The organism is Flavobacterium longum (assembly GCF_965137575.1).
Taxonomy (GTDB): domain Bacteria; phylum Bacteroidota; class Bacteroidia; order Flavobacteriales; family Flavobacteriaceae; genus Flavobacterium; species Flavobacterium longum.
In genome coordinates, this window is sequence record NZ_CBCRZJ010000005.1 from 235,825 (window position 1) to 249,433 (window position 13,609).

At 50.7% G+C, this 13,609-nt stretch carries 8 protein-coding genes; 6 read left to right on the plus strand and 2 right to left on the minus strand.

Going from position 1 to position 13,609, the window contains the following annotated elements; translation table 11 throughout:
• Window positions 1-873 precede the first annotated feature (873 nt).
• Window positions 874-5,142 (minus strand): CotH kinase family protein, encoded by a 4,269-nt coding sequence (locus ACM9J1_RS10645; protein WP_415582023.1) that lies wholly within the window; start codon window positions 5,140-5,142, stop codon window positions 874-876.
• Between the two features lie 120 nt (window positions 5,143-5,262).
• Window positions 5,263-6,030: an XRE family transcriptional regulator gene (locus tag ACM9J1_RS10650; RefSeq protein WP_415582024.1), complete on the minus strand. Its 768-nt coding sequence runs from the start codon at window positions 6,028-6,030 to the stop codon at window positions 5,263-5,265.
• Window positions 6,031-6,102: 72 nt separating this feature from the next.
• Between ACM9J1_RS10650 and ACM9J1_RS10655 the strand changes: the two genes are divergently transcribed.
• The 6 genes from ACM9J1_RS10655 (at window position 6,103) to ACM9J1_RS10680 (ending at window position 13,516) form a co-directional block, all read left to right on the plus strand.
• Window positions 6,103-6,834 carry an ImuA family protein gene (locus ACM9J1_RS10655; RefSeq protein WP_415582025.1) on the plus strand — a complete coding sequence of 244 codons (732 nt, stop codon included), beginning with the start codon at window positions 6,103-6,105 and terminating at the stop codon, window positions 6,832-6,834.
• Window positions 6,834-8,327 carry a Y-family DNA polymerase gene (locus tag ACM9J1_RS10660; RefSeq protein ID WP_415582026.1) on the plus strand — a complete coding sequence of 498 codons (1,494 nt, stop codon included), beginning with the start codon at window positions 6,834-6,836 and terminating at the stop codon, window positions 8,325-8,327. The genes ACM9J1_RS10655 and ACM9J1_RS10660 overlap by 1 nt, the downstream gene beginning before the upstream one ends.
• Window positions 8,327-11,503, plus strand: a complete 3,177-nt coding sequence (locus tag ACM9J1_RS10665) for an error-prone DNA polymerase (RefSeq protein WP_415582027.1) — start codon at window positions 8,327-8,329, stop codon at window positions 11,501-11,503. The genes ACM9J1_RS10660 and ACM9J1_RS10665 overlap by 1 nt, the downstream gene beginning before the upstream one ends.
• A gap of 101 nt (window positions 11,504-11,604) precedes the next feature.
• Window positions 11,605-12,690, plus strand: a complete 1,086-nt coding sequence (locus ACM9J1_RS10670; RefSeq protein ID WP_415582028.1) for an FAD-binding domain-containing protein — start codon at window positions 11,605-11,607, stop codon at window positions 12,688-12,690.
• Entirely contained in the window at window positions 12,687-13,379 is a 693-nt protein-coding gene (locus tag ACM9J1_RS10675) for an SDR family NAD(P)-dependent oxidoreductase (protein WP_415582029.1), read from the plus strand. The genes ACM9J1_RS10670 and ACM9J1_RS10675 overlap by 4 nt, the downstream gene beginning before the upstream one ends.
• Window positions 13,379-13,516, plus strand: a complete 138-nt coding sequence (locus ACM9J1_RS10680; protein ID WP_415582030.1) for a DUF2256 domain-containing protein — start codon at window positions 13,379-13,381, stop codon at window positions 13,514-13,516. Before ACM9J1_RS10675 ends, ACM9J1_RS10680 begins: the two co-directional genes overlap by 1 nt.
• Window positions 13,517-13,609 lie beyond the last annotated feature (93 nt).

Here is a 13,609-nt window from a genome sequence, read left to right on the forward strand (position 1 = left end):
TAAGAAATTTAAACACTTTCATGCGAATTAATGTGCAGTAATTCACATGAATTAGCTTAATCCGCTTATCAAAAAACGACATTTTACGGTCGAAACCTATTGGATGACGTAAAAAAACAAAAGTCCCCAATTGGGACTTTTCAATTCCATTCGTAAGTTAGAAAAAGTTCAAATCTATAATTTCCTGATGGAATTCCTATACTTTATTGCTTCACTCAATAGGTTTTGATGGCATTTTGAAAGTATGAAAATTTCAATGTATCCAAGCAAAAAGTAATTAACCGGAATTCTATACGTTTAGCCGATAAGTTAAAGGGTAATCGACATTATTCTTTACATTTAAATTCCTATGACCAAACAGGAATAAAGTTTTAGCCTTAGCGTTCCTTCTAACGCTTACTTCATACGTTTCACCGACAACTTTTGTCTATTTGTGCGATAGCCCAGGCGGAAAAAATTTCATTTTAGGGAGTCGTGCCTTGGCCTGAATTCATGTACGCATAGAATTTCTATACAATTTTAAAATCGACTTAAATCCGATAAGACCTCGGTATTTAAAGAATGTTTCGCAAATTTACACGGCTTTCATCAAATATTAGAATAGCGTAAACGTAATCTCCCCGACTCCACATCAAGCGCGGCGTTCGCGAATTGAGCGCAATAAAAAAACCGTCAAGTTTTACTTGAGCGGCTTTTTTATTGCGCTCAAGACGCCGGCCGTTGCAAACGGCCGAAAACCTGCATTTGCAGGTTTGGAAAGGTGGAAACGCGCGAAGCAACGCTCCCTTTTTCTCCAACGGATTTCTTTATCCAAAAAGTACAAGAACAAAAAGCGCGAACACTTCGTATCCGCACATTTCTCGGTTCTTAGTCTTATTGCTTCACCAGCTTTTCCGTCACCATTCCGTTTTCGGTTTTGATCTTCAACAGATATACGCCCGCGCCCAGCATACTTAAATCTGCCGATGCCGCATTTGCGTTGTCAATAGACTTCGTGGCGACTCGTTTTCCGACCATATCAAACACTGAGAGTTCAGTCATTGGTGCACTGCAAACCACGTGTACTGTACTTGAAACCGGGTTCGGATAAACTTGATACGTAATCAAGTTTTGCGTAGGCGTCGAAAGCGTGAATGGTGTTCCTTTTAAAGTAACATTGTCAATCCTGTTGTTTCCGTTGTCGGCGGACGTGTTGCCCTCAAACGTAATTTTTATCTTGAAATCAGGGTTGTTATTCACTGCCGTAATCGCGCTCAAATCAACGGAAACCAAGCCAAAAGCAAGATCAACATTGAATGCGGATTGCGCCAAACCGGCCTCGGTAAAGGTCACGCCGTCGGTGCTGTACGACAAATGATTCGTGAGTTGCCCCTCGTTGGTACGTTGCACGGCGTATGCAAACTTGATGTCTTTGTAACCCGTGGTTGGAAGGTCAAAGACGAGCGAACGCCCATCGGACGGATTTCTCACACGTGCACATTTCCCGGCAGATTGGTCAAAATGCAGGTTCAAATCCGATCCGTTGCTGTTGGCATCGATGTCGCGCGGACCGCTGCCAGTATAGGTCATCGTAGGATTTGCTCCTACAATCAATGTGTTATCGGCTACGATGCTTGTGACATCCGACGGCGTGTCGAGCGTGTTGAAATGCCAATAATGGATGGCAGTTTCGCCACCGGTGGGCGACTGTTTGAAATGCGCGATTATGGATGTGGCCTGCGAAATTAAAAGCATGATGTCGGCCACTTGGGCATTGGGCGAAATCTCGGCCCCGTCCACTTCCCAACTGCTGAATTCCCATCCGGCGTTTGCTTCGGCCGACAAGTAGGTTTCGATGTCACCAAAAACTTGCGCCGTATAAGGGAAGTTGACCAACCATTCCGAGTTCATCTTGATTTTGCCGGTATTTACGGGTTCCACTTCAAAAGTCACATCAAACGGCCCGGAAACCTGGTAGCAATCCACCAAGCCGGAACTCACGGTCTCGCCGCAACGGGTCAGCAAAAAGTCGCGGGCAGCCTGTACATTGGCCTGCCATCCGGCCACGTTGCCGCCCCAACGTTGCACCTGTCGGGGTATTTCGGGCGCAATGACCGCTACGATACTGTCAAACACCGCGGTCACTTGTTCGCACGAAAAATGCGTGTTCAGCAAATCGGCATAACGCGTGACGTATTTTTGCCGCGCCACTGGGTTTTCTTCAATGAGTTTCCCGATGGTCTGTGTATGGCCTACGCCAACAGGAATGGTTTCTGCCTGGCACGGATCGGCATTGGCCGATGTGTCTTCAATGCCCGTATAATTAATGTAATGCCCGAGTACGCCGTCGGTATCCCAAAGCGCATAACGCCATTTAAGCGCGCCGCCCGACGGATCGAGTCCGCGCCACCATGACGTGTTCCAGTTCAGCCAATCGCGGTTTACCATGAAGGAATTCAGCACGAAATAGTCAATCAAACTGTCTATGTTGAGTTGGCCAACCACATAATTGTAGTTGGCTTCGTCGGCCATGTCATTATTCTGAACGAAATCGGTCAACGCCGTCCAGGCATCGAGCGCAGGTTGGTTGCCGAATTCCGCTTCGGTGCCGCCCCATGTCTTGAGGTATTGGATGTAATTGTCTGAATCCCGGTAAATGTAATCCTGCCCGTAATAGTAGTCGGTGTATTGGTTATCATCCACTTTCTCTCGAAGATCATAAATACCCCAATATTGCCCGTTGACGAAGAGTGAAACGAATCTCGCCCGACGTTCGTCCAGTTCCAGATTGGCCGTTTGCGACAACGTCTGGACGAAAACATCACGCATGTGCGCACCTCCGGTTTGGCCCGGAAAGTTGTCGCTGCCGGCTGCCTTCAGGATCAAACGCCTGAAGTTGGTGCGGTCCGAGGTCGGGAAAAATTGGTGCTGCAAACGCCGCTTGTAACCGTGGTCATCGCGCGCCACAAAATCGATCCCGCGCTGGTTGTACGCCCAGGAATCGTTGCCGTGCGCATCAAAATCGCCCATGGTTTCATCGATGAACGTTCCGTTGGTCTCGAAATATTCGAAATAACCCGTCGGTTCGAGGATGGTGCCGTTCAACAGTTGTAAAAGATTGGCATCGCCCGATACCGATACGGTTGGCAACGTTGAATTTTCGTTGATGAAATACGTATTGGTTTCGATAAAACCCGGCAGGATATCGGGTGACGAACTGAAACAACGCGCCCTGATGACGGTGGATTGCGTCACCGAAATCGGGCCCGTATATAACGTAGCGCCTGCGGTTGGCGTGGCGCCGTTGGTCGTGTAGCGGATTTGTTCATTTGCTCCTGTCGTGCTCAAGGAAACTGTTACCGCGCCCGGATAACGCCCCGGAGCGAGGCTGAAAGTAGGTTTGGTCGCGTAGTTCGCCGCACCGTTTGCATTGGGTTGCCCAGGTGTAGGCGTGGCGAATACTTTCCACTCAGACGCGCCGTCCGTCGCACGTCCGTAGGAATGGTTCGTCTGGGTCACGAACATTTCGTGTGACTCGACGATGTTCCCGCTTGGGTCGGCCAAAACGACTTCGTCACCATCGGTTTGCGTCAGGTCGAAATTGGCGTGCAGTACGGTTCCGGAAGAAATATTTCGACCCGAACAAAAAACGAATACCTTACTGTTTGGCGGCACAACACCGCTCTGGATTTGCCATTTGGTCGGGTTATTCTCATTGTTGCTCAAATAATAGCCCGCAAGGTTGAAATAGGTATCTGGGCTGGCGTTGTACAACTCGATCCAATCTTCATTGCGGTCAAACGCGTCGTTGAAGTTTCGGTTTGACGCAGAATATTCATTGATGACCAGCGGCCCGTCGCCAAATTCAATGGTTCCGTAGGTGACGGCAACCTCACGCCTGTTGACGAAATTAAACGTCGCATTACAGCCACTTCCGCCCCAATTCCTGGCAAAATGAAAAACATAGTCAACTTGCCCCGTCGATGTCACGTTGCCGATTTCACTGTTGGTGATGTTATAGGTGTAAGTTCCTTCGGTATTACCCACGCCGGCCAGTACTGCGGTTTGCCCGTTTGGCCCGGAAACATAACTGCGTTGGTCAGACATCCAGGCCACCGAGGCTTCCAGCGCCACGAAATCATAACTGATGTTCGTCGAAAACACCGTCTCGCCGGCCGGCACCGCCACTTGCAACGGCGCTTGTTGGTAACTCGGGAAAAAACACGAATCAATGACATCGGTATTGCTCACCGTGACCACGGGATCGACTGTAATCGGGAACACGCGGTCTGGCGCAGACAGCCAAGAGCCTTCAATCTGGATTTGGATCTTGTATTGGCGGTCGGTCACTTTCACCAAACGATACGTCGCCTCGTAAGGCGTTGAAAAATGGCGGTATTTTTCGCTTACCGGTTTCGCATCGGTCACGATGGGCTGCTGGAATACCATCACGGGTTGCCCATTCGCGTCGTGGATAACGATGCGGTTGGCGCCTTTTTCTTCGGACATCGAAAAACCATCCGGCAGCGCGATGGTTTCTTCGACAATCATCTGGTCAAATTGGCCCGGGAAAAATGCGGAATCGTTGATTTTATAGTCGCTTTTCACGGCTTGTGCGTAAACCGTCATGACTTTGTCGAGGTGCGGCGCGATATTGCTGAATACGATTTTGTTGCCGGTGGTCATTTCAGGCGAAGTTTTGGCCGCGGTCTTTTTGGACACTTCGGCGCCGTTTGCCATAAAAATGAAACGGCTTTTTCCCTCCATTCCTATGGTTTTATCACCGACCACAATCCTACTTCCGGACGCATCGCATTCAAAAAACGGCTCCTGCGCAGGATAGACTATTTTCCCGGCCGTACGCGTCAGGCGGTAATCAATCGTACGCCATAAACCGTCGGCGTCTTTGTAATGCAACGGCACCGAAGATTGTACCGTGGTTTTTGTCGTATTGGTGTTGAGGAATGTCCGGGAATAAGCTGTGCGGTGTTGGATGAGCTCGTAATCGACCTGATTGAGCACCGATGCGTAGTTGGTTTTACCCAATTCAGGATGCGATTGGAACTGCGCAGGAACTTGGCGGTATCGCTCGAAACGGTTGTCATCTTGTGAAAATCCCAGAAAAAAGAGCAAAAGAAGGCCACAGGTAAAAATCTTTTTCATAGCGTTTGTTTTGGTTTATTAATGCGAAGTAAATATAAAACACTGGCTTCTAATGTAATACATTTTTTTATTCGTTCGCATTTTTTTACGTGGAAAACCCAACTTCTGCTACCGGCGCGTTTACGCTTTGCCCATTCCTTTCTTGATGTCCTGTAACTCCAGCATGAGGTTGCGCAGCATGGATTGGGTTTGGTCTGGCGATTCCTGCAAAGCATCATTTTGCCCGATGTGCGCCACATATTCCCAGATTTCAAGGATTTCCGACAGCTTTATTTCGTACGGGTGGTAAATGATGTTGTCGGGCAACACCGTCAAGGAATCCGGGTTTTTCCCGCCCAGTCTTTTATAGGTGATGCCTTCGCTGGTGGTGATCAGAATATAGGTTTTGTCTTTTTTGATTTCGCCGAGGTTTTCGACATACCGGCCTACGATGAAACTGCGGTCGTCGTGCGGCGGCATCGAATCGCCACCTATCGGGAAAGCCCTGAATTTACCCGGCCCAAGGAACGGCAAGGCGATTTGTTGCAGGCTTTCGATGTACTCCGGATCCGAATAGCCCGTCAGGTAACCCGCGCGCGCCTTGTGCGGCACCACTTCAATCAGGTTGCGGCCTTTGCTATCCACTTTAATGGGCAGGACAATGCGGTTGTCCTCTAGTTTGAGCAAATCCTGAAGCTGGTATTTGCGGATGTCCACAGACAACAACAGGTCGATACTGATGTTGAAATGCCGCGAAATCTTTTTCAATATATCATACGGTGGCTCAATTTTCCCGCTTTCGTACGGCTCATACCGCGCACGCTTAATCCCAAGATTTTCAGCGGTTTGCTGTTGACTTTCTTTGCGCCCTTCACGCAAGTAACGGAGGTTGTCTGAAAAAAGCGACATGTGTTAATGTTGTAAGTTACAACAACAAATGTATGTAACTTTGCTGTATCTTACAATTAAATCCCTATAAAAGTGTTACCGGATGCAAACAAACGAGCGATAGCGCGGCAACTCCAGTCTAAAATCAACTTGATGCAAGGCTTAGGGAAACCTTCCGACGGACTGGTTCCTAAAGGTTTCGAACCTTTCAACGAAGCCTTTCCACATGGGGTTTTCCCGAAGACGGCCATCCATGAATTCATCAGTCATGAGCCGCACCAGGCCGCAGCCACCAGCGCATTCATCACCGCTTTGGCAGGTAAATTCACTAAGGAAAACGGGGTTTGTCTTTGGGTAGGAAACAGGAATGTTTATCCGCCGGGATTGAAACACTTCGGAATCAACCCCGACCGTATCGTTTTTGTCAACACATCCAAACTCAAAGATATATTATGGACAACCGAAGAAGCCTTGAAATGCGACGTGCTGTCGGCGGTGGTGGCAGATACCAAGGAACTCGGTTTTACCGAATCGCGAAGGTTATTGCTCGCCATGGAGCGTAGCGGCGTTACAGGCTTCATCCATCGCCATTCCCCAAGAACCGAAAATGCGGTGGCCTGTACGACGCGCTGGAAAATCACGCCGCTACCCAGCTTTTCCCCGGACGGTTTGCCCGGCATCGGCTACTACTGCTGGGAAGTGCAACTGCTGAAAGTAAAAAACGGGAAACCCAAGTCCTGGCGCATCCGTTGGGCTGACGACGGTTTCCAAACCTTGTACGACGCGCCTTCAAACATCCAAAATCCAGAAAAACAAGCCGGATAATGCCTCGCTATGCTTCCATATGGTTTCCTTTCCTGTTGCCCGATTATACCGTGCGGCGCAAACCGCAATACCGCGACATGCCGTTTGTGATCGCTTCCCGGCAACGCGGACGCATGGTCGTGGAATCGGCCAACCGGCTGGCGGTACAAAAAGGGATTGCGCCCCAAATGGTTGTGGCCGATTGCAAAGCGTTGTTCCCTGATTTACAGGTATTGGAAGCAGCACCCGGAAAGGCAAAAAAAATCCTGACATCGTTGGCCGAATGGTGCATCGGTTACACGCCTGTTGCTGCGGTTGATTTGCCCGATGGCCTGTTGCTCGACACCAGCGGCTGCCCACATCTTTGGGGCGGCGAAAAGCCGTATCTGGAGCATATCAAGTCCCGGCTCAACAGCTACGGCTACAGCGTCCAGTTGGGCATGGCCGACACCATTGGCACGGCTTGGGCAGCGGCGCGTTTCGGCCCGTCGCCGGTAGTGGTCAAGCCAAACCGCCAATACGACTTCATGAAACGCTTGCCTGCAGCGGCTTTGCGGCTCGATGAGGTGCTGCTGGACCGGTTGAAGAAATTGGGTTTGACCCACGTCGGGAGTTTCATCGATATGCCGCCCGCCAGTTTGCGAAGACGGTTTGGGACGTTGTTGCCCCAACGCATCCGCCAAGCATTAGGACAGGAAATCGAGCCCATGTGCCCGATAAAACCTGTTGCGCCTTACCGCGAACAATTGTGCTGTATGGAACACATCGTTACGGCCACCGGTATACGGATTGCCCTGCAACAATTATTTGAAAACCTTTGCCTGCGGATGAAAGCCGAAGGCGTCGGGTTACGACAAGCCGTCTTCAAGGCGTTCCGGGTAGACGGACAAGTACAACAAATCGAGATCGGCACTGGGCAGCCATCGCAAAATATAGGACACCTCCTTAAACTTTTCGAGCACAAAATCGGGCAATTCCAACCCGACCTAGGCTTTGAGATGTTTGTGCTGGAAGCGCCCAAAGTGGAAAGCGTAGCCCACGAACAAGCCGCGATCTGGGATGCTTCGGGGCAAAACAACAGAAAAATCGCCGAATTGCTGGATCGTATCGTGGCACGCATCGGGCAGGTGAACATCAGGCGTTACCTTCCGGCCGAACACTATTGGCCCGAACGGTCGGCCAAACCGGCCACGCCCTTGTGGGAAAAACCTACAGCAAAATGGCGCGAGGACTGGCCGCGCCCTGTGCATTTGTTAGCCAAACCCGAAGCCATTGAAGTCAGTGCGGCCTTGCCGGATTATCCGCCGATGGTATTTCGGTATAAAGGCGACGTGCACCACATCGTCAAGTCCGACGGGCCGGAACGCATCGAACAGGAATGGTGGATTTCCGACGGATTTTATCGCGATTACTACGGCGTGGAAGACGAAAACGGCGCGCGTTACTGGCTTTTCCGCTCCGGCCCATACCAACCGGGTGCGCCACAATGGTTCATCCACGGATTTTTTGCCTGATGTACACCGAATTACAAGTCACCAGCAACTTCAGCTTCCTGCGCGGCGGCTCGCACCCCGAAGAAATCGTGGCGCAGGCGGCATTGTTAGGTTATCCGCATATCGCCATTACCGACTATAACACCTTGGCGGGTATCGTCCGGGCCCACGTCGCGGCGAAGAAGGCTGGCATCCGTTTAATCGTGGGCTGTCGGCTGGAACTGTGCGACGGGCCACCGCTGCTCGCCTATCCAACCGATAAGCAAGGATATGCCAACTTGTCCGGGTTGCTGTCCGTCGGAAACCTGCGTGCCGAGAAAGGCCAATGCCTATTGTATAAAAGTGATGTTTTCGCTTCGGCGCACAGCGTTCGGTTCATCGCGCTGGCACCGTTGTCGCTGAACACGGATTTCGATTTCGATCAGGAATTTAAATCAACCTTACGTGAATACAAAGAGCGACTGGGCCTGTCGCTTCATCTGGGTATAAACCGTTCGTATCAGGCCAACGACCACAAACGGATGCATCGGCTCCGGCAGCTTTCGGAATCGTTGGAAATCCCGCTCGTGGCCACAAACGATGTTTATTACCACGCGCCGGAGCGCCGGGCACTACAGGATGTGCTCACCTGTATACGTGAAAAATGCAACATCCACACGGCCGGTTTCAAATTGCACCAAAATGCCGAACGCCATCTCAAACCTATGGATGAAATGCAGCGGTTATTCCGGCAATACCCGGATGCTTTGTCGGCCACACAAACATTTGCCGCCGCCTGCCAATTTTCGCTCGACAGCCTGGAATATGTCTATCCCGAAGAATTGACCTCGGAAAATCGTACGCCCCAGGAAGAACTTGAATTGCTTACGTGGGAAGGCGCAAGGGAAAAATTTACCGCTGAAGGTTTTGAAAAGGTAAGAGATACGATTGATTACGAGCTGGAATTCATCAAACGGAAAAATTACGCTTCCTACTTTTTGACCGTCCACGATTTCGTGCGGTTTGCCCGAAGCCGGGACATTTTGTGTCAAGGACGTGGCTCGGCGGCGAATTCGGTGGTGTGCTATTGTCTGGGAATTACTTCGGTTGACCCGTCGCGATTCAAGGTGCTTTTTGCCAGGTTCATGTCCGACGCGCGCGACGAACCGCCCGATATCGATGTAGATTTCGAACACGAACGACGGGAGGAAGTCATCCAATACATCTATGAAAAATATGGTCGGGACCGGGCTGCCATCGTGGCTACCGTGACGCAAGTCCATTGGAAAGGCGCGATCCGCGATGTGGCGAAAGCCATGGGGTTGTCTGCTGATGCCGTGGACCGTTTGGCGGCGTCAGTTTGGGAATTCCGCGATGAGTTGGACGATGGCCGCGTCACTTCCGAAGGTTTTGACCTCAGCGATCCGCATCTGATGAAAGTATTGCAACTCACACGGGAATATGTAGGTTTCCCACGACAACTGGGGCAACATACCGGTGGTTTCATCATTACCCAAGGAAAATTGTCGGACTTATGCCCGATACTGAATGCGCGTATGGACGGCCGTACCAATATGGAATGGAACAAAGACGACATCGAGGCGCTGGGCTTTCTGAAGGTCGATGTGTTGGCGCTCGGGATGCTGACCTGTATACGCAAGGCGTTCGATTTGGCCAAAGTCCATTACGGATTGCATCTGACCTTGGCCAACATCCCGCAGGAAGACAAAGCGGTGTACGATATGGTGAGCGCCGCTGATACACTTGGTGTTTTCCAGATTGAAAGCCGTGCCCAGATGTCCATGCTGCCGAGATTGAGGCCGAAATGCTTCTATGATTTGGTGATCGAGGTAGCCATTGTGCGGCCCGGCCCCATCCAGGGCGACATGGTGCATCCGTATTTGCGACGCCGCGACGGGATCGATCCGGTGGAATTTCCGTCGGAAGAACTCAAAGAAATCCTGGGCCGGACGTTGGGCGTGCCGTTGTTCCAGGAACAAGCCATGGAAATCGCGATTGTCGCCGCAGGTTTTACGCCAGCTGAAGCCGATGGTTTGCGCCGGAGCATGGCCACGTTCAAAGCCAAAGGAAAAGTCAGCGATTGGGAACGAAAACTCGTGGACGGCATGGTGCAGAAAGGCTATGAGGAACATTTCGCCAAGCGTGTATTCCGGCAACTGGAAGGTTTCGGGTCTTATGGTTTCCCCGAAAGTCACGCCGCCAGCTTTGCCCTATTGGTCTATGTGTCGTCCTGGATCAAGTGCTACTATCCCGACGTATTTGCCACGGCCTTGCTCAACAGCATGCCCATGGGTTTTTACCAGCCTGCCCAGATCGTCATCGATGCGCGCAGACATGGCGTAAACGTGCGTCCAGTAGACATCAACCATTCTTTTTGGGATAATGTCCTGGAAGAAAAGTCAGGAAATTACCACGCGCTCCGGCTGGGTTTCAGGCAAGTCAAAGGATTGCAGGCCGAAGACATTGGTTTATTGGTTTCGGCAAGAAAGGGAACTTTTACTTCCATCAATGAATTGGTCGATGCGGGTGTTGCCATGTCAGCGCTGGAAAAACTGGCCAATGCCGATGCATTCCGCTCCATCGGGTTAGACCGTCGGCGGGCGCTGTGGGAAGTATCGGCGTTGTCTGACAATCCTATCGGGTTGTTTGAAGGACAGCCGTCTGCGAGCGTGCATGAACCGCAATTGTCGCTGCCTTTTTTGACCGATGCCGCTCATGTCGTGGAAGACTACGCCACAACAGGTTTGTCTGTAAAGGCACATCCGGTCCATTTCCTGCGTCCGGAACTGGATCGGTTGCGCATGACACCAACCGGTGATTTGCCGCGTCTTAAGAATGGCGATCCTGTAAAAGTCGCCGGGCTGATTACCGTCAGGCAGCGGCCGGGAACAGCCAAAGGCGTGCTCTTCATCACCATCGAGGATGAAACCGGGTTCGCGAATCTGGTGGTTTGGGAAAAAGTATTTGAGAAACACCGCCGGGACATCATTCAGGCGCGGCTGCTCATGGTGGAAGGCAAACTTCAGGTTGAACGGGAAGTCATCCATGTGGTGGCACACCAATGCCATAACATTTCCCATCTGCTACGCGGGTTGAATGACACCGTGTGTGCAGATTCGGCGATGGGTACTTTCGCACGAGGCGACGAAAAGAGCGACTTGGAAAATGTATTTTACAAAGGACGGAATTTTCGATAGCCATTATAGAAAAGCTACTTTTAGCCATTTTGTTTAACTTTTATTAAAATTAGTTAAACATTTTAATTTTTATCGCTACTTTTAGCCGTAGAAATTATACCATGAACAAGCCATTCACTGCTTTTCAGGACATTTTGGCCGCCGTTAATGCTTTTGACGAAAAGGCTTACGCCGAAACACGGAATTTCGCGGATGGCGCGGTTTCCCGATTGTCGCCATACATTTCGCGCGGATGCATTTCCACGCGATTCGTCTTTGAGACCATCGTCGCCAAAAATCCCGGGGCGGCAAAAGGGAAATTCATTCAGGAACTGTTGTGGCGGGACTATTTCCAAAGGTTATTGCAGGACAAGCCCGATTTGTGCGACAAACCTGTACGGCCCGAAGACTGGATATCTTCACGCAACGGAATCCCGATTGCCGTACTCAACGCCGCATCGGGGATTTCGGCCATCGACCAAGCCATTGAATCGCTGTACGAAACCGGATACATGCACAACCATTTCCGGATGTATGTCGCGGCGCTGTGTTGCAATATCGCAAAATGTGGGTTTCAAATCCCCGCGCGGTGGATGTATTATCATTTACTGGATGCAGACATTGCGAGCAACTATGCGAGTTGGCAATGGGTAGCCGGCCATCTCACCGGGAAAAACTACATTGCCAATCAGGAAAACATAAACCATTACAGCCGAAGCGTACAGCACCGGACGTTCCTGGACACGACTTATGAAAAGTTGGGCCAACTTCCCGTTCCGGAAATACTCAAGGAACACACCGCGCCCATCCTAGAAACCTTGCTTCCCGAGACGCCATTACCCAAACTAAGCGGCAAACCCGTATTGCTTTACACGTTTTACAACCTCGATCCATTGTGGCATAGGGACGACGATTGTCACCGCTTACTCATTCTGGAACCGTCGCATTTCAGGCGTTTCCCGGTGAGCGAAAAAGTAATGGAATTCACCTTAAAACTCGCCACGAACATTCCAAACCTCATCATTTATTGCGGCGCATTCTCCCAGCTGAAAGCGGCGTATCCGAATCACCTTTTCATCTCCAAAGAGCATCCCTTACTGGTTTTTACCGATGCCGAAACCGAACCGCGCGACTGGATTGTTCCCGAAGTCACGGGCTTTTTCCCATCGTTTTCAAAATACTATCAAAAATGCCTGAAATACCTATGAGTACAAAAACTTACCTCATTGCCGGCGCCGGCAGCGGCATCGGAAAATCCCTCGCCCAGAAATTGTTGCATGATGGCCACAAAGTCGTCGCAATTGGTCGTAACGCGGAACATGTTGGGCCGGAAATGACCTTTCTCCGACATGATTTCCTGGACGATGCGCCACTACCCGATTGGAGCGAAACCCTCGACGGACTGGTGTATTGCCCCGGAACCATTACGCTAAAACCGCTAAATGCGCTCAAACGAAAAGACATCTTGGACGATTTCAGTGTCAGTGTTTTGGGCGGATTGGCGATGGTACAGAAATACCTGCCAAACCTGCGCAGCGCCGAAGATCCTAACATTGTGTTTTTCAGTTCCGTGGCGGCCCAAACCGGTATGCCGTTCCATACGAGCGTCGGCATCGTGAAATCTGGTGTGGAAGGTTTGACCAAATCCCTGTCGGCTGAACTTGCACCGACAATACGGGTAAACTGCGTCGCGCCATCGCTCACCGATACGCCATTGGCGGGTATGCTACTGAATTCAGATGCGAAAAGACAGGCCAACGCAGACCGGCATCCGCTCAAGCGCATCGGCACGCCGGAAGACATTGCCGCAATCGCCAAATTCCTGCTCACCGAAGCACATTGGATGACAGGACAAATCATTGGCATCAATGGTGGCATGGGCAGCGTCATGAAGTGATGAAAGGCGTAAAAAAGCAACACCTGCCGCAAAAAATCTGTGCGCGGTGCCAACGTCCGTTCACGTGGCGGAAGAAATGGGAGAAGGTTTGGGAAGCGGTGAAATTCTGCAGCGACAAATGCCGGAAGAGCAATTGACGATTTCTAGCCTTCATTTTGCGTTTCATTAGCAAAGACTTAACAGCCGATTCACAGTCTGTTCCTTAACTTTATGGGAAACCAAACCCAAAT